This window comes from Pedobacter agri (assembly GCF_032678665.1).
Classification (GTDB): domain Bacteria; phylum Bacteroidota; class Bacteroidia; order Sphingobacteriales; family Sphingobacteriaceae; genus Pedobacter; species Pedobacter agri_A.
Window position 1 is genome coordinate 263799 of record NZ_JAVTSH010000005.1, and the last position, 19135, is coordinate 282933.

12 protein-coding genes are annotated in these 19135 nt (G+C 39.4%); 8 read left to right on the top strand and 4 right to left on the bottom strand.

The window, feature by feature from the left end:
- The first annotated feature begins 88 nt into the window (after nt 1-88).
- The 8 genes from R2Q70_RS12335 to R2Q70_RS12370 all read left to right on the top strand — a co-directional run bounded on the left by R2Q70_RS12335 (nt 89) and on the right by R2Q70_RS12370 (nt 13950).
- Complete coding sequence (locus R2Q70_RS12335; protein WP_316807883.1) at nt 89-529, top strand: MaoC/PaaZ C-terminal domain-containing protein; 441 nt, start codon at nt 89-91, stop codon at nt 527-529.
- A 160-nt stretch (nt 530-689) separates the two neighbouring features.
- Nucleotides 690-1988, top strand: a complete 1299-nt coding sequence (fucP, locus tag R2Q70_RS12340) for an L-fucose:H+ symporter permease (protein ID WP_316807884.1) — start codon at nt 690-692, stop codon at nt 1986-1988.
- Nucleotides 1989-2080: 92 nt separating this feature from the next.
- Nucleotides 2081-5518 carry a glycosyl hydrolase gene (locus tag R2Q70_RS12345; RefSeq protein WP_316807885.1) on the top strand — a complete coding sequence of 1146 codons (3438 nt, stop codon included), beginning with the start codon at nt 2081-2083 and terminating at the stop codon, nt 5516-5518.
- Complete coding sequence (locus tag R2Q70_RS12350; RefSeq protein WP_316807886.1) at nt 5493-7682, top strand: glycoside hydrolase family 127 protein; 2190 nt, start codon at nt 5493-5495, stop codon at nt 7680-7682. The genes R2Q70_RS12345 and R2Q70_RS12350 overlap by 26 nt, the downstream gene beginning before the upstream one ends.
- Before the next feature lie 339 nt (nt 7683-8021).
- Entirely contained in the window at nt 8022-9449 is a 1428-nt protein-coding gene (locus R2Q70_RS12355) for a sialate O-acetylesterase (RefSeq protein ID WP_316807887.1), read from the top strand.
- Nucleotides 9450-9561: 112 nt separating this feature from the next.
- A complete protein-coding gene (locus R2Q70_RS12360) occupies nt 9562-11850 on the top strand; it encodes a DUF5703 domain-containing protein (RefSeq protein ID WP_316807888.1) in 2289 nt (762 codons plus the stop codon).
- A 162-nt stretch (nt 11851-12012) separates the two neighbouring features.
- Entirely contained in the window at nt 12013-12801 is a 789-nt protein-coding gene (locus R2Q70_RS12365) for an SDR family oxidoreductase (protein ID WP_316807889.1), read from the top strand.
- 129 nt (nt 12802-12930) lie between these two features.
- A complete protein-coding gene (locus tag R2Q70_RS12370; protein WP_316807890.1) occupies nt 12931-13950 on the top strand; it encodes a zinc-binding alcohol dehydrogenase family protein in 1020 nt (339 codons plus the stop codon).
- Between the two features lie 258 nt (nt 13951-14208).
- Here R2Q70_RS12370 and araA read toward each other — a convergent pair whose 3' ends face one another.
- The 4 genes from araA to R2Q70_RS12390 form a co-directional block, all read right to left on the bottom strand.
- Nucleotides 14209-15699, bottom strand: a complete 1491-nt coding sequence (araA, locus tag R2Q70_RS12375) for an L-arabinose isomerase (RefSeq protein WP_316807891.1) — start codon at nt 15697-15699, stop codon at nt 14209-14211.
- A 458-nt stretch (nt 15700-16157) separates the two neighbouring features.
- Nucleotides 16158-16856 carry an L-ribulose-5-phosphate 4-epimerase gene (locus R2Q70_RS12380; RefSeq protein WP_316807892.1) on the bottom strand — a complete coding sequence of 233 codons (699 nt, stop codon included), beginning with the start codon at nt 16854-16856 and terminating at the stop codon, nt 16158-16160.
- The gene (locus R2Q70_RS12385) at nt 16853-18553 is read right to left on the bottom strand and encodes a ribulokinase (RefSeq protein ID WP_316807893.1); all 1701 of its coding nucleotides are present in this window, start codon (nt 18551-18553) and stop codon (nt 16853-16855) included. The genes R2Q70_RS12380 and R2Q70_RS12385 overlap by 4 nt, the downstream gene beginning before the upstream one ends.
- A 211-nt stretch (nt 18554-18764) precedes the next feature.
- Entirely contained in the window at nt 18765-18989 is a 225-nt protein-coding gene (locus R2Q70_RS12390) for a CDGSH iron-sulfur domain-containing protein (protein ID WP_316807894.1), read from the bottom strand.
- Nucleotides 18990-19135: the final 146 nt, after the last annotated feature.

The window sequence follows — 19135 nt, forward strand, 5'->3', positions numbered from 1 at the left end:
CTTTTGCGGTCAAAAGAAAAAAGCCCGTCTGGCTAAGACAAAAAAAAATAAATGGTTGTAAAATACCACGCTGTAAAGAATTAAAATTATGTATTTCAAATCAACATTTTTTGAAGATTACCAATTACAAGATAAACGTGTAACCTTAGGTCGTACGATAACAGAAACAGATTTTGTGGTTCACGCTGGCCATACTGGCGATTTCTTCCCGCATCACATGGATGCAGAATGGTGCGCAACGCAACCTTTTAAACAGCGTATTGCCCACGGAACGATGATTTTTAGTATTGGAATCGGTTTAACCGCATCCGAGATTAATCCGGAAGCCATGTCTAAAGGTTATGACAAATTGCGTTTCGTAAAACCTGTTTTTATTGGCGATACCATCCATTCTGAAATCACGATTTCTGAAAAAGGAGAAAGTAAAAGACCAGAATACGGAACCGTTACCGAACACGTAGAAATTATTAACCAACATGGGGATGTTGTTTTAGTCTGCGACCATTTACTTGTAGTGAAGAAGAAATAAGTTCACTCGTTCATTGGCTCACTCGTTCATTAGTTAAAATTGCTAATTAAACTAATGAACCAATGAACCATTGACTAATGACCAATGAACTATTGACTAATGACCAATGAACTATTGACTAATGAACCAATGAACTATTGACCAAAATAAACCAAATATAATGAACCACAACACACAACCAGAAATCATTACCGAAGGCGATCCATCATCAGGAAAACGATACTTACTGCCATTTATATTAGTGGTAAGCTTATTTTTTCTTTGGGGCATGGCGCATAATCTCGATTCGATTTTAATTCCACACCTCAAAAAAGCCTGTAATTTAAGTAACAGCCAATCAACACTAATTGATACTTCGGTTTTCTTTGCCTACTTTTTAATGGCTATACCTGCAGGTATGATCCTGAAAAGGTGGGGATACAAAGCCACAATGATTTCGGGATTGCTGGCATTCGCCTTTGGTGCCTTTCTTTTCGTTCCGGCTGCAAATAATTTATCTTATATCACCTTTTTAATTGCACTTTTTATTATTGGTTGCGGATTAACCATGCTCGAGACATCTGCAAACCCGTATGCGGCAGTTTTGGGTAACCCATCGAAAGCCACCAGCCGTTTAAATCTGGCAGCCTCGTTCAATGGTTTAGCTGCAATGGTAGCGCCACTTATTGGTGGTTTGTTTATCCTTTCAGGAAAATCGCATACTAAGGAAGAGCTTGCTGCAATGACAGAAGCCAGCCGAAACAGTTATTTTCTGGAAGAGGCTGCATCCGTTAAAACACCATACATTACACTTGGTATCATTTTATTGGTGATCGCAATAATATTTTATTTCATTCACCTGCCGGAAATTAAAACCAAAAGTGTTGATGGGGAAGCAAAAGGAAGTTTCTTTGGCGCATTACGCCACAAGCATTTAAGGTGGGCGGTTATTGCACAGTTTTTTTATGTTGGCGCTCAGGTTTGCGTAACCAGCTTCTTTATCAGGATGGCACAACAGGGTGGCGGTTTCGATGAAAAAACAGCGGCATCTTACCTGGCCATTTATGGTTTGCTGTTTACTGTTGGGCGTTTTGCAGGAACAGCACTTTTACAATTTATTGCCTCAAACAAACTGTTGGCTATTTACGCAGTCATTTCGGTTTTATTAAGCATCGTTGCCATTACCGGAAGCGGTGTAGTGATCGTTTATGCGCTCGGCGGATTAGGTTTCTTCATGTCAATTATGTTTCCAACCATTTTTGCGTTGGGGATTGATGGTATTGGAGAAGATACAAAACCGGGTTCTTCGTGGTTAATCATGTCAATTGTTGGCGGAGCGATATTACCTTTTGGAATGGGTTCTCTTATCGATATGTATGGCGATAACATTCAAATTGGCTATAGCATCCCTCTGGTTTGTTATTTGATTATCCTGTACTTCGGATTAAGGGGATATAAAATTGCCCATAAAACAATATAAATAACCACCAAGACTCGGAGAACACAAAGAAATTAAAGATTATAACGCAGTCAACTTAGTGTCTTTTGTGACTTAGTGGTAAACAACTAAAAATGGAATTTAAGGTTAGCAAAATCTTCCTGTTATTAATGCTTTGTGCATTTAGCTTTAAGCTTTATGCACAAAAGAATGAAAATACAAAACCATGGGTATTTTGGTATTGGGTTAAAGGCGCAGTTTCGAAAGAGGGCATTACTGCCGATTTGGAAGCCATGAAGACCAATGGAATTGCAGGTGCTTATTTAATGAGTATTCAAGGTCCGGATAAAACTCCTGTTTATTCACCTCCAGCAGTTCAGTTAACACCAGAATGGTGGAAATTAGTGGAATTTGCAATGGATGAAGCTAAACGCCTGAACCTTAAAATAGGTATGCATGTGAGTGATGGATTTGCTTTGGCTGGAGGTCCCTGGATTACACCGGAACTTTCGATGCAAAAAGTAGTTTGGTCAAAGTTAAGTATCAATAATTCAATTAATAAAATAATTTTACCTAAACCAGAACATCAAGAAAATTATTATAAAGATATCGCAGTTTATGCTTATCCATCGCCAGTTGGCGAAAATGTTTCAACAAGAACAATTGTTCCCAAAATTATGGCGAGTAACGGTGCCGATGCCACTGGTTTGGTTCAACCAGGTAATAAGAAAAGTTTCGGATCCAGTGAACCTTGCTACATACAATACGGATTCGAAAAGCCATTCACCTGCCGTACGGTTACTATTAAAATCAGCGGAAATAATTATCAGGCGCAACGATTGGCACTAGAAGTAAGTGATGATGGAAAAAACTTTCGCTCTGCCGGGAGATTAGAAGCCCCACGCCACGGATGGCAGGATACGGACGAAGATGTAACACATTCCATCAAGCCTACTACGGCTAAATACTTCAGGTTTATTTACGATAAAAAGGGCTCTGAGCCAGGTGCTGAAGATTTAGACGCTGCGAAATGGAAGCCATCTCTAAAATTGGTTAACCTCGAATTATCTGCCGAAGCACAAATTAATCAGTTTGAAGGCAAAAACGGTTCGGTTTGGAGAATAAGTAAAAGAAGTACCAATGAGCAAATCGCGAAAAACCTGTGTGTTCCTTTAAATAAAATGATCAACCTAACGGATAAATTGAATCCAGATGGAACTTTAAACTGGAAAGCCCCAAAAGGAAATTGGACAATTTTAAGGGTTGGACATACCTCAACCGGACACATGAATGCAACAGCAGGTGGTGGAAAAGGCTTAGAGTGCGACAAATTTAATCCGGAAGCAGTGAAGTTGCAGTTTAACAGTTGGTATGGTGAAGCCATCAAACATGGTGGACCAGAAATTGCAAAAAGAGTTTTGAGTGCTTTTCATGTCGATAGTTGGGAATGCGGCAGCCAGAATTGGTCGCCTTTGTTTAAAGCTGAATTTTTAAAGCGCAGAGGATATGATTTAACGCCTTATTTACCAATCATGACGGGCCTGCCTGTAGAAAGTGCAGAAGTTTCTGAAGGATTTTTATATGATGTTAGAAAAACAATCTCTGAGTTGGTTGTCGACCAATTTTACAAAACCTTAGCGGCTCTCGCAAAGGAGCAGGGTGTAACTTTTACAGCTGAAAGTATTGCCCCAACCATGATGAGCGATGGTTTATTGCATTACAAAACGGTTGATGTGCCGATGGGAGAGTTTTGGTTAAACAGCCCAACCCATGATAAGCCAAATGACATGCTTGATGCCATTTCAGGTGCTCACATTTATGGTAAAAACATTATTCAGGCAGAAGCTTTTACCACTGTTCGGATGGATTGGAATGAAAGTCCTGCGAATATGAAAACTTTACAGGATAGAAATTATGCATTGGGAATTAACAAACTGGTCTATCACGTTTTCGTTCAAAATCCGTTTACCAATAGAAAACCTGGCGTAACCTTAGATGGCGTAGGTTTGTATTTTCAACGCGACCAAACCTGGTGGAAACTTGGTAAAGCCTGGGTAGATTATGCAGAGCGAACACAAAATCTATTGCAGCAAGGAAAACCCGTAGTAGACATAGCCGTTTTTACAGGCGAAGAATTGCCTCGTCGTTCGGTTTTGCCTGATCGATTAGTAGAAACTTTACCTGGGATTTTTGGCGATGATGTGGTACAAGCTGAAAGGAAACGTTTGGCAAATGTTGAAGAACCTTTAAGGCAAATGCCTGCAGGTGTTACACATTCTGCAAACATGGCCGACCCTGAAAATTGGGTAAATCCGTTACGTGGTTATGCTTATGATAGTTTCAATCCAGATGTATTGAGCACTGCTACTGTAAAAGATGACGAAGTGGTTTTTGAAAGTGGTTCAAAATATAAAATCTTAGTTATTCCAGGGGTGATGAAAATGAACCCGAATTATCAATACATGAGTTATGAGGTGGTCAAAAAACTTTATGATTTGATTAAAGCGGGTGCTAAAGTGATTGTTGCAGATAAGCCATTGTATCAATCTGGTTTAAAGAAAATTAAATCATCGGAATTTGATAATCTGGTTGAAGAAATTTGGGGAGGTAATTTTGAATCATTTAAAAGCGGCGGGCGACCAATCTATCTTAAAAAATTAGGTCTAGGTCAAATCTACAGAGCACCATTTGAAGGTAACGATTTCAATAGCTTGGGTTTGGAAAAGGATTTGGATATCACTGAAATTCCTTCGCTATTAAATTCTGTAATTCAGCCAACAAAAAATGTAACATTTTCACATAGAAAAACTGACGATTCTGATATTTACTTCATCTCCAATCAAGAGGCTAAAGAAAGAGCATTTAATTTTTCTTTCAGAATAAGTGGAATGGTACCGAAAATTTACAATCCGGTTAGTAACGATACAATCGCTCTAAAAAGCTGGTCGATTAATGATGGTAGAACTTATTTCAATTTAAGACTGCCGGCAAATGGCTCTTTGTTCGCAATCTTTAAGGAAAAGACTAATTTAAATCAACTGCAAACCGGGCTAAATTCTGATAAGTTTAAAACCATTCAGGATATTTCTAAAGATTGGCAGGTTCAATTTAATTCTGCTTATCACGGCCCCTCAAAAGCTGTTATTTTTAAGGAGCTAATGGATTGGACGAAACATCCCGATAGTTCAATTAAGTACTATTCCGGAACGGCTGTTTATTCAAAAAGCTTCACTTACAAAGGAGATACAAAAAATGCGTGGATTGATTTAGGTGGATTTTCGAGCATGGCAGAAGTGAAAATTAACGGTATAAACTGCGGTACATTATGGACTGCACCACACCGATTGGACATCAGCAAAGCGATTAAAAAAGGTAAAAATGAAATTACCATTGAGGTTGTGAATACCTGGGCTAACCGTTTAATTGGCGATAGTAAATTACCAGAAAATAAAAGACTTACCAAAACTACAGCGCCTTTCAGGTTGGAAGGGAAGCCTTTAAATCCTGCTGGTTTATTTGGACCAGTTGTAATACAAATTGAAGAAAATGATGAGAGATTTATTAGCGATTAAAAAGAATAGCGTTCCACAATTTCAGTTGTTAAAAAGAAAAGCTATTATCGTCATTTCGAGCGAAGTCGAGAAATCTTTGAACCTTTCGATAGGTATAGTTCAAAGATTTCTCCATTTCACTGCGTTTCAGTCGAAAAGACGATTCTATTTCCGGATTATAGGAATATTAATTCTACTCTTCTGTTTACTAAAAACCAACGCACAAGATAAAGCGCTTGTTAATACCTCGAAAAGTAAATATGCCAAACTGCATAGCGTAAACATGAGCGATGTGACCTGGACCAAAGGTTTTTGGGCCGACAGATTTAGGGTGGCAACCGAAACCATGGTGCCGAACATGTGGGCAATTTATAACGACCCTAAAATAAGTCATGCTTTTAAAAACTTTGAAATTGCGGCTGGTTTAGATACGGGCTCACATGCTGGTCCGTCTTTCCATGATGGCGATTATTACAAAACCCTGGAAGCTGTGGCAAGTTTATATGCTTCGACCAAAAATCCAAAATTGAATGAAATGATGGATAAAGCTATTGTTGTGATTGGGAAATCGCAGCGTGAAGATGGTTACATCTATACCAAGACGATGATTGAGCAACGTAAAACTGGTTCTAAAAACCAATTTCAGGATCGGTTAAGCTTCGAATCTTACAATATCGGCCATTTAATGACGGCTGGCTGCATTCACTATCGGGCAACAGGCAAAACTACTTTGCTTAATATAGCCAAAAAAGCAACAGATTACCTGTACAATTTTTACAAATCAGCATCGCCAACGTTGGCCAGGAACGCCATTTGCCCATCGCATTACATGGGCGTTGTTGAAATGTACCGCACCACAAACGACCCTCGTTATCTGGAACTGGCTCAACATTTAATCGCTATAAAGGGCAAAATTGATGATGGAACAGATGATAATCAGGACAGGATTCCATTCCTGAAACAAACAAAAGCGATGGGACACGCGGTAAGGGCAAACTATCTGTATGCAGGTGTTGCCGATTTGTATGCTGAAACAGGTAAAGATTCGCTTTTAAATACGTTGAATTTGATGTGGGATGACGTAAATCAGCATAAAATGTACATTACAGGTGGTTGTGGTTCGCTTTATGATGGAACATCACCAGATGGCACTTCGTATAATCCTGCCGATGTTCAGAAAATTCATCAGGCTTTCGGTCGCGATTTTCAATTGCCAAACTTTACTGCGCACAACGAAACCTGCGCCAATATTGGTAATGTGCTTTGGAACTGGCGGATGCTGCAAATTACTGGCGATGCCAAGTATGCGGATGTAATGGAATTGGCTTTGCACAACAGCGTTTTATCTGGAATCAGCCTTGATGGAAAGAACTTTTTGTACACTAATCCATTGGCACAATCGGATGATTTGCCTTTCAAACAGCGCTGGTCGAAAGACAGAGTGCCGTACATTGGCTTATCAAATTGTTGCCCGCCAAATGTGGTAAGGACTATTGCTGAAGTGAGCGATTATGCTTATAGCGTTTCGGATAAAGGTTTGTGGTTCAATTTGTATGGCGGTAATAATTTAACTACTAAATTAGCTGATGGAAGTAAGATTTCTCTATCAGAGGAAACCAATTATCCATGGGATGGAAAGATTAAAATCGCTGTGAAAGAGATTGGAAATAAACCATATTCTTTGTTTCTTAGAATCCCGGCATGGACGCAGCATGCGCAAATCAGCATCAATGGAAAGCCAGAAAACATTAAAGTTGTTTCAGGAACTTACGCAGAAATTAATCGGGTTTGGAAAAAAGGCGATGTAATCGAATTGAATCTCCCGATGGATGCTACGTTGATTGAAGCTAATCCTTTGGTTGAAGAAAATAGAAACCAAATTGCCGTTAAACGCGGACCGATAGTGTACTGCCTGGAATCAACTGATTTGCCGGGGAAGAGTATCTTTAACGCTTTTGTACCAACATCAACTAAATTTGAAGCAAAACCAATTAGCATCGATGGAGCGGAGATGATGAGTCTGGTAGGTAATGCTAAAGTTGTTGAGCCAAATAGCTGGAAGAACGTTTTGTATCGCCCGGTTAATACCAACAATATGGAAACCGAAATAAAACTGGTGCCATATTTTGCCTGGGGCAATCGTGGTCATTCAGAAATGTCGGTTTGGTTACCGGTTAGTAAGTAAATCGTCATTGCGAGGTACGAAGCAATCTCTGATAGCTAGATTGCTTCGTAACTCGCAATGAAGGCAAGTATAAAAAACTTAACCATCTAAGACAGGTAAGTTCATCTTAGTTGATATTGACTTAGGTGTTCTAAGATGTCTTAGATGGTAAGATTAAAGACAGAATGAATTAAAAATCAACAATAAAAGGAATTAGATTAAGTAAACAGACGGATTATTAGGATGTCATTATGCTGTCTCGAACTTTCGGGATCAGCAGGTCTATTGAAGAAAGACTTGCTTTTAAGACCCTGAAATAAATTCAGGGTGACGACCGACTAAAAATTTGAAAATAATAAAATGAAACTAAAACTCATCGTATTTTTAAACCTTGCTTTTTGCGCCATTGCAGCTGCAACAGTAAAACCAGCTTCTATTTTTACCGACCACATGGTTTTGCAACAACAAAGCAACGTAGCCATTTGGGGTTGGGCAAAACCATCCACCAAAGTAAAAATCAGTACATCATGGAATAAGCAAAACTATTCGGTTATTGCTGACCAGAATGGAAAGTGGAAAATTAAAGTGGCTACACCAGCAGCCGGCGGACCTTACGATATTGAACTCAATGATGGTGAGAAGTTAATTTTAACCGATATTTTAATTGGTGAAGTTTGGTTTTGTGGTGGTCAATCGAATATGGAGATGCCGATGAAAGGTTTCAAAAGTCAGCCTATCATAGGTTCAAATGAAGCCATTTTAAAATCGTCAAACAAAAATATCAGACTTTACACCGTTCCACGTTCTTCGATCATCGAAAAACAAGAAAACAGCAAACCCTCTCCATGGAAACTTGCTGGCCCCGAAACGGTTTCAAATTTCAGTGCAACCGGCTATTATTTTGGTGCTTTATTAAGTGAATTGTTAAATGTTCCTATTGGGATTATCAATGACAGCTACGGTGGATCTTCAATCGAAGCCTGGATGTCTCCCGAAGATTTGAAAGCATTTCCTGAAGTTAAAATTCCATCAAAGGGCGATACCATTAAAGAAGTAAGCAGGACACCAACGACGCTGTATAATGGAATGCTTTATCCGGTGATGGGTTATGGAATCAAGGGCGCCATTTGGTACCAGGGTGAATCCAATTATGAAAGACCTGATCGCTACGAAGAATTGTTTCCGGCGATGGTTTCTTCCTGGCGAAAAAATTGGGATCATGGTGAGTTCCCTTTTTATTATGCCCAGATTGCTCCTTACAATTATGCACAATTGCCACCTTATCATGTTGGAGGGAAATTCAATTCAGCTTTTTTAAGAGATGCGCAGCGTAAATCGCTCGCTAAAATTCCAAATTCTGGCATGGCAGTTTTGATGGATATTGGTGAAGAAAAATCAATCCACCCGGCAGGCAAAAGACAAGGAGGCGAAAGATTAGCGTATCTTGCTTTGGCTCAAACTTATGGCATTAAAGGTTTTGGTGCATTAAGTCCAACTTATGAATCGCTAACCATCGATAAAAATAAAGCAGTAATTAAGTTTCAAAATGTACCAAATGGCTTAACTTCATTCGGCAAAGAACTGTGTCTGTTTGAAGTTGCAGGAGCGGACAAGAAATTTTATCCTGCGAAAGCAGTAATAACAGGAAGCAGTATAACTGTTTCAGCTGAACAGGTAAAAAACCCTGTTGCAGTTCGTTATGCGTTTAAAGATTTTGTTATTGGCGATTTATTTGGAAATGATGGTTTACCGGTTTCATCATTCAGAACGGATGACTGGGATAATTGATGATAACGTCATTGCGAGGCACGAAGCAATCTCACTAATAGATTGCTTCGTACCTCGCAATGATGACAAATTTAAAATAGAAACAAAGAATATAATGCCGAAAAACACGGTTTTGAAATATCTAATATACACAAAGACGGTAAACCTCTTCTTTGTGTTCTTAGTGTCTTTGTGGTTTATCTCCACAACTCATGCACAAGAAAACATTACGTGGACCTCTCAAAGCCAAAATTCTTCAGAATCAATGCCTGTTGGCGGAGGTGATGTAGGTTTAAATCTCTGGGTAGAAAAAGGAGATGTTTATCTTTATTTATCACGTAGCGGAACTTTCGATGAAAACAATACGCTGCTTAAATTGGGTAGGGTAAAACTGAAACTTAGTCCAAATCCATTTGAAGGTAAAACATTTAAACAAGAATTGATTTTAAAAGATGGATACGCCCAAATCAGCGGTTCGAATGATAAACTAAACACAAAAATAAAAGTTTGGGTCGATGTTTTTAATCCGGTCGTTCATCTTGATGTGCAATCCAATCAAAACATCTCTACCGAAGCCAGTTACGAAAGCTGGAGGTTTGAAGACCGGATTACTAAAGGCAAAGAGAATAACCAGAATTCGTATAAATGGGCGCCGCAAGGTGTTGTGAAAACTTTTATGGATGAAATTGCCTTTAAAAATAATGGAGTTCAATTTTATCATCAAAATAAAGCTGAAACCGTTTTTGATGTAGCCGTAAAGCAGCAAGGTCTGGATGATCGAAAATCTGAGTTATTCAATCCGTTAAAAGACTTGATTTTTGGCGGCTTGATGCAGGGTAATCACATGATTCCTGCAGGAAATTACAAGGGAAGTTATTTAAATACGGCATTCCAGGGTTGGACATTAAAGAGCAAAAAGCCTGTTAAATTTTCCCAAATTACGATTACACTAAATACTTCAAAATCAACCTCCATTCAGGAATGGGAACAGAAATTAAAAGCAGTTCCTTACAAGGGCGACCAGAAAGCCAGTATCAAATGGTGGAATGATTTCTGGAAAAAGAGTTTCATTAACATCAACGCTAAGGATGAAACCGCGAACCAATCGGCCAAAAACTACCAGCTTTTCCGGTACATGTTGGGCTGCAATGCTTTCGGTAATTACCCAACGAAGTTTAATGGTGGTTTATTTACTTTCGATCCTCAACTCACAGATACCGCTTTAAGATATACACCCGACTTCCGAAATTGGGGTGGCGGCACACATACGGCTCAAAATCAGCGGTTGGTGTATTGGCCTATGCTCAAAAGTGGCGATTTCAATATGATGAAGCCGCAATTTGATTTTTATCTTGATTTATTAAAGAATGCTGAAATCAGAACAGAAGCTGCATGGGGACATAAAGGTGCCAGTTTTACCGAACAATTAGAAAATTTTGGATTACCAAACCCTGCGGAATATGGCTGGAAACGCCCAGCTAATTTTAACAAAGGCATGGAATACAATGCCTGGCTGGAATACGAATGGGATACCGTTTTGGAGTTTTGCATGATGATTCTGGAAACGGAAAGATATCACGGAGCAAACATTGAAAAATATCTTCCATTAATTGAAAGCTCGTTAACATTTTTTAAAGAACATTATACTTATCTGGCTAAACAAAGAGGGGCGAAATCATTAGATGCAAACGGTCATTTAGTTTTATATCCGGGTTCAGGAGCTGAAACTTATAAAATGGCTTATAATTCTACCTCGACAATCGCTGGTTTAAAAACCGTTTTAGAAAGATTAATTGAGTTTCCGGGTTTATCTGAAAAACAAAAGGCAGGTTGGCAGGAGATGCTAAAAACCATTCCGCCAATAAATTTCAGAGCATTTGATGGTCATACCACCATTGCGCCTGCAAAACTTTGGGAGCGCATTAACAACACAGAAAGCCCGCAATTGTACCCGGTTTATCCATGGGGAATTTACGGAGTGGGAAAGCCAGGTTTAGATACGGCAATTAATACTTACCAATTAGATACCGATGTTTTGAAATTCAGGAGTCATGTAGGTTGGAAACAAGACAATATTTTTGCCGCTAGATTGGGCTTAACTGAGGAGGCAGCTAAATTAACAACAGCAAAACTGAAAGATTCAGGCAGAAGATTTCCGGCATTTTGGGGGCCTGGTTTCGATTGGACTCCAGACCATAATTGGGGAGGCTCGGGCATGATTGGTTTGCAGGAAATGTTAATGCAGGTTGACGGCAAGAAAATTTATCTTTTCCCTGCATGGCCTAGAGATTGGGATGTACATTTTAAGTTACATGCGCCATATCAAACCACTGTAGAAGTAGAATTGAAAAACGGAAAAATAGCAATTTTGAAAGTCTTTCCGGAAGCGAGGAGGGCGGACGTCAAAGTAATGATTGAATGAGAGAAGGATTGAATTATTGAATTTTGAATGGCGATTTGCTTATAACATTCAATCATTCAAAACCCACTCATTTACTAATTAAAAAATGATAGAATCTTGAATAGCGACTTTCGTGACACATTCACTAATTCACTCACTCAAAATTCACTAATTAAAAAAGATATGGATTTAAATTTAAAAGAAAAGGTTATCATTATCACTGGTGCCGCAAAAGGTATTGGTAGAAGTATTGCAGAAGTTTTTGCAAAAGAAAATGCCATCGCGGTAATTGTGGGCAGAAAAGCAGAAGATAATCAGAAAGTAGTTGATGCAATTGAACAAACTGGAGGAAAGGCAGCGCAGTTTGTAGCTGAACTTTCAAAACCTGAAGATTGCCAAAAAGTAGTTGCAGAAATTGTAGCCAAATTCGGTAGGATAGACGGTCTGGTAAACAACGCAGGTGTGAATGATGGTGTAGGACTGGAAAGCGGGAACTATGAAGATTTTATGGCTTCACTCCATAAAAATGTAGTTCATTATTATTTAATGGCACACCATGCCTTGCCTGAGTTAATTAAAAGCAAAGGTGCAATTGTAAACATCACTTCAAAAACCGCAGAAACTGGACAAGGCAATACCTCTGCCTATGCTGCTGCAAATGGTGGTAGAAATGCGTTAACACGTGAGTGGGCAGTGGAGTTGTTGAAATACGGAATCCGCGTAAATGCGGTTGTGGTAGCCGAATGCTGGACGCCTGCTTATGAAACCTGGATTGAGACCTTATCTGATGCTCAGGCGAAATTGGATGAAATTACATCTAAAATCCCGTTAGAAAACAGAATGACTACGGCTGAAGAAATTGCAAACATGACGGCTTTTTTAATGTCTGATAAATCGAGCCATACCACCGGGCAAATTATCCATGTGGATGGTGGTTATGTTCATTTAGACAGAGCTTTGGCAAACGCGTAATTTAATTAGTGAATGATAGATTGAGAGAATGTTTTGAAATCGCTATTAACCATTCATTAATTCGCAATTCACTCATTCCATCATTCAATTACTCACTCATTCTATCATTCAAAATTCTATCATTAAATAATGAAAACCCTTACCTGTACAACACCCGGCACCTTTGAATACTCAGAAACTGAAAAACCTGAATTAAAGAAAGACCACGCTATCATAAAAATTAAACGAATTGGGATCTGCGGAACAGATTTGCATGCCTTTGAAGGAACACAGCCTTTTTTTAGTTACCCGAGAGTTTTAGGTCACGAGCTTTCAGGAAAATTGGTGGAGGCTGATGGTGCTGAAGATTTTAAAATAGGAGAGGCAGTTACGTTTATTCCTTATTTCAATTGTGGTGAGTGTATTGCTTGCAGAATGAACAAACCAAATTGCTGCGTTAAAATGCAGGTTTGCGGTGTTCATGTAGATGGCGGAATGCGTGAATATCTTCAGGTTCCTTCTCGAACACTTCTACATGGTGAAGGCCTGAGCTATGATGAATTGGCTTTGGTTGAACCTTTGGCCATTGGCGCACATGGCGTTCGCAGAGCCGATGTTCAACCTGGTGAATTTGTGTTGGTGATTGGTGCCGGTCCGATTGGTTTAGGTACCATGGAATTTGCCCGAATTGCCGGTGGAAATGTAATCGCATTAGATATTAATGACGACCGTTTATCTTTCTGTAAAGAAAAACTGGGCGTAGCGCACGTCATAAACGCTTTATCGCCAGATGTTACCGAGCAACTCAGTAAAATTACCAATGGCGATATGCCAACAGTAGTCATTGATGCGACAGGAAATCAAAAAGCAATCAATAACGCCATTAATTACATGGCGCATGGTGCCAGGTTTGTGTTAATTGGTTTGCAAAAAGGCGATTTAATTTTCAACCATCCGGAATTTCATAAACGTGAATCTACCCTGATGAGCAGTAGAAATGCAACGATTGAAGATTTCGAGCATGTAATCAAATCAATGAAAGCGGGTTTGGTAAATCCTACAAATTACATTACACATCAGGTAAAATTCGAAGCAGTGAAAGATGAATTTGAAAGCTGGTTGGATCCGAAAAATGGTGTGATTAAAGCGATGGTAAAGATAGAAGATTAAAAAATTATATACCTGTCGTCATTGCGATGTACGAAGCAATCTTAAAGCAGTCGCTATTGAAAGTTTGAAAAGAGATTGCTTCGTGCCTCGCAATGACGGTTGAACAAGCAAAACTAAAATAAGTAAGGGCAATTTCTGATGAAGAAATTGCCCTTTTCTGTTCCCTACTGGTTTGTGACACACCAACCAGAATTTGAAATAAAAAGCCGATAATTTGAAAAACTATCGGCTTTTAAGATGTAATTGAGAGCTTGTATTTTATTTATAGGCGACCTCATTCCAATGCAATTCATTTCTGAATTGATTGATTTTGGTATCGGCGCCTATGTTTACATATTCTAAACCAGCAATATTTGCAAAATCTAATAGGTGCTCGGTAGTTAAATTCTGACTGTAAGCAGTATGGTGAGCGCCACCAGCGTAAATCCAGGCAGCACAGCCTGTTTTCATATCCGGAAGTGGTTTCCAAAGCACACGTGCAACAGGTAAGTTTGGTAAATCAGTTTCAGCTTCAACAGCTTTTACTTCGTTCACTAATAAGCGGAAACGGTTACCCATATCAATTAAAGATGCATTTAAAGCATCGCCACCTGCAACATTAAACACCAAACGAGCAGGATCTGCTTTGCCACCAATACCTAATGGATAAACTTCTAAACTTGCCTTACCAGAAGCTAAACTTGCATCCACTTCTAGCATGTGCGAACCCAAAACCATTGAGTTTTCAGGGTCAAAATGGTAAGTATAATCTTCCATAAAAGCATTTCCGCCAGGCAAGCCAGCACCCATTACTTTACAGGCACGTACCAAGGCAGCAGTTTTCCAGTCGCCTTCACCAGCGAAACCATAACCATCGGCCATTAAACGTTGAGCCGCAATACCTGGTAACTGAATCATGCCATGCAAATCTTCAAAAGTATCAGAGAAACCTTTAAAGCTGCCGTCAACTAAGAACTTTCTTAAACCCAATTCAATTTTAGCTGCATCATAAACAGATTGATGTCTGGCACCACCAGCTTTCAAATCCTCGGCCATTTCATAAGTTTCTTCGTACTCACTTAATAAACTTTGAATAGCTTCCTCAGGTATTGCATTAATTACCGCTACTAGATCACCTATGCCATAAGTATTTACTGCGAAACCAAATTTCATTTCGGCTTCCACTTTATCACCATCAGTAACAGCAACAAAACGCATGTTATCGCCAAAACGAACAAATTTTGCACCTTGCCAATCGTTCCATCCAGCAGCGGCTCTACACCAGGTATCAATTTGTTTTGCTACCTCCTCATCCTGCCAATGTCCCACCACAACCTTGCGGTCTTTTCGCATGCGGGTAACCATAAAACCAAATTCACGGTCGCCATGAGCACTTTGGTTCAGGTTCATGAAATCCATATCGATCGTATTCCACGGAATATCGCGGTTAAATTGTGTATGCAAATGCAACAAAGGTTTCTGCAAAACATTTAAACCTCTAATCCACATTTTAGCAGGCGAGAAAGTATGCATCCAGGTAATCACACCAATACAGTTCTCATCAATATTGGCCTGTTGTAAAGTTTCAAAAATTTCTTCTGTGCTTTTTACAATTGGCTTAAACACTACCGAAACCGAAATATTTTTATTCTGGTTTAACGAATCTGCTACTTGTTGGGCATTGTCTGCCACTTGTTTCAAGGTTTCTTCACCGTACAAATGTTGTGTGCCGGTGATGAACCAAACTTGTAATTTTTTTAAATCAATCATTTTAAATCTGTTTAATCGCTTTAGCGTTTTAATTGGTTAACTGAAATAACAGCCAACTAAAATTTTTATTTTTATGAAAAGCAGGTTTCTGTTTAAATCGGATAGGATAGTCCTGCTTTCCGTTTTATTTCGCCCAACCAATAGTTGGGACTTCATGCTCACTCCAATCAGGTTTAATTTACTTAGGTAAACCTTACTGTCTTAAACCCGACAGGAGCGTAAATACTTTTTGTTATTTTTACTAAACCTCGCAGGTTTTGAAAACCTGCGAGGTTTCAATAGCGCAATACACCATAACAAAAAGATTGGAGCAAATGGCGGGACTTTCGTAACCAAAGCACTACTGCACTTGCTTTTCAAGTCATTTTTAGGATGAGATTGCCACGAAATATGAACAATAGTCCCTCGCAATGACGATTCTAGATGTTCAACACCCCAAACGCTTTTCTCCCAACCAATTATTGCCCATAATAAGCACCTGCACCATGCTTGCGCTCGTAATGCTTCTCAATCAATGAACCCTTTAATTTAGGTGCTTGCGGATTAATTTGTTGCGTTAACAAAGCCATTTGCGCTACCGCTTCTAATACCGCACTGTTATAAACCGCTTTTTCTGCTGTTTTTCCCCAGGTGAACGGGGCATGGTTGCCCACTAAAATCATCTCCACTTCTTTATGGCTTAAGCCCAAACTTTCAAAATGGTTCATAATTTGAAACCCGGTTTCGTATTCATAATTGCCTTTAATCATGGCATCATCCATCGGCGGTGCGCATGGAATATCAACTGTTAAATGATCGGCATGAGTGGTTCCATAAATTGGAATGGCTTTTTGAGCCTGTGCCCATGCCGTTCCGTAAGTTGAGTGTGTATGGACAATACCACCAACATCTTCCCAGTGTTTGTATAAAACGGCGTGAGTTTTCGTGTCGGATGATGGGCGTAGATTTCCTTCAACGGTGTTACCATCAAAATCAACGATCACCATTTTCTCTGCCGATAGATCCTCATAAGGAACGCCGCTTGGTTTAATGGCAAAAACGCCTTTAGAACGATCTGCAGCACTAACATTTCCGAAAGTAAACAGTACCAATCCCAGTTTTGGTAATTGCATGTTGGCTAAATAAGCCTGGTCTTTTATATCCTGGTAAATGCTCATGATAAATAAGGTTTTACGTCTTTTTTGTTGTAACGCTCTAAATATCTGCCTAAACCCAAATATTGTTGATAATGCATTCTGTACATTTTCTTCTTTTTCACATTTGGGGTATATTCTTTTTCAAATCCGGTTCCCATAGCGGCCATGGCGGCTTCGATGGTAGGGTAAATGCCTGCTGCAACAGCTGCAAACATGGCTGCACCTAAAGCACAGGTATGTTCAAAGCGGTGAATTCTGATCGGCATTTCCAAAACATCGGCCATCATTTGCATAATATAAGATGACTTTTTGGCCACCCCACCAATACCAATAATTCCTTTTACCGGTACACCTTGCTCTTTAAACCGGTCGACAATGGCCTTTGCGCCGAAACAAGTGGCAGCAGCTAAAGCACGGAAAAACCTTGGGGCATCGGTACCTAAACCTAAACCAGTAATGGCTCCTTTAAGTTCCTGGTTGGCATCAGGTGTGCGTCTGCCGTTTAGCCAATCTATCGCTAATTCTGCATAGTCATCATCTTCCAGTGCTTCTGCCTGCTTGCTTAAGTTAGCGATAATTTTGCTTTCCAGTTCATCTTTTAAAGCAACCGCTGTTGCTTCATCAATTAAACTAGATTCAGTTAGCAAATGATTTAAAGGCCAGCTGATTAAGTTTTTAAACCAGGCATAAACATCGCCAAAGGCCGATTGGCCTGCTTCTAAACCAGCCATTCCAGGAATTACAGAGCCATTTACCTGCCCGCAAATTCCGTTAATTAATTTTCCATGCAAATCCTGGTTTGGTGCCACCAAAATATCACAAGTGCTGGTGCCCATCACTTTACTCAGATAGTAAGGTTCAATCTGGCCACCAACGGCGCCCATGTGTGCATCGAAAGCTCCAACGCCAATTATAACTTCAGTGGTAAGTCCTAATTTTTCTGCCCATTCGTTACTTAATGTTCCTGCTGAAACATCAGAAGTATAAGTGTCAACAAAAAGTTTTTCTCTAAAGCCAGCCAAAAGCGGATCAAGGCTGCTGAAGAAACTTTCTGGAGGTAGTCCATCAAATTCTTCTGCCCATAATGCTTTATGTCCGGCAGCACAGCGACTGCGTTTCATGGTCGAAACATCTGTTCCGCCAGTTAGTAAAAATGGAATCCAATCGCAATGCTCAACCCATGATTGTGCACTTTGTTTAATAGATGAATCGATTCTTAAAATGCGTAACAACTTAGACCAAAACCACTCAGAAGAATAAATTCCACCCACATATTTCAAGTAGTTTACCGGGAATTTAGTGGCATGCTCATTAATTTCAGCAGCTTCTTTAACGGCAGTGTGGTCTTTCCAAAGTACAAACATGGCATTTGGATTTTCTTCAAAACCTGGAGTTAATGCCAAGGGTGTTCCTGATGCATCAACCGCTACTGGACTAGATCCTGTAGTATCTATTGAAATACCTTTAACCAATGGTGCTATTTCCGATCCTCCGGCCTTTGCCAAACAATCTTTAATGGTATGGGTTAACCCTTCAATATAATCTAAGGGATGCTGTCTGAACTGATTGATCGATGGCTTGCAGTACAGGCCTTTTTGCCATCGGGGGTAAAGAAATACGGAAGAGGAGATCTCTTTTCCGTTAGCGGTATCTACCAAAACGGACCGAACAGAATCCGTCCCGTAATCTACACCAATTACATAGTTTGCTGTGCTCATAACAATAAATAATCGTCAAATTAACGTTTATTTATTTAAACTAAAAAATTTTAAATATTTTTTTCATCCCCAACTCATAAAAATGATTTTGGGAATGCGCCAGGAGAGCTGTTGAATAGTTTTTCTGTAATGGCTTAACTTAACTATAATATTCATTTTACATGCGAAAGCCCTGCATTTCTGCAAGGCTTTGCAAATATAAAATTTCGGCTTATACCTTTTTCGGAGGTAAATCAAAAGCGAGGGCTTCATGTTCAAAGTGGCCATTGTGTGCACCATCGCAAAAAGGTTTGTTTTTAGATAAACCGCAACGGCAGATCGAAAGTACTTCTCTTCCTTGTAAACCATAAACGTTTCCGTTTCTATCAACAATTTCGAAATCGCCTTCAATTTTTACCGATCCATTGTTATTGATCGTTAGTTTCGTTTTAGACATAATGTTTTGTTATTATGCCTCAAAATTAATTCAAAATGAAATAAAATAAAGAATCTGTTTGCAGTTTAGAAACGTTCCGTGTAGAACTTGTTTGCTTTGCAAATAGTAAGCCATTACATGCGAATAGTGAACCATCCTTAGCGAAT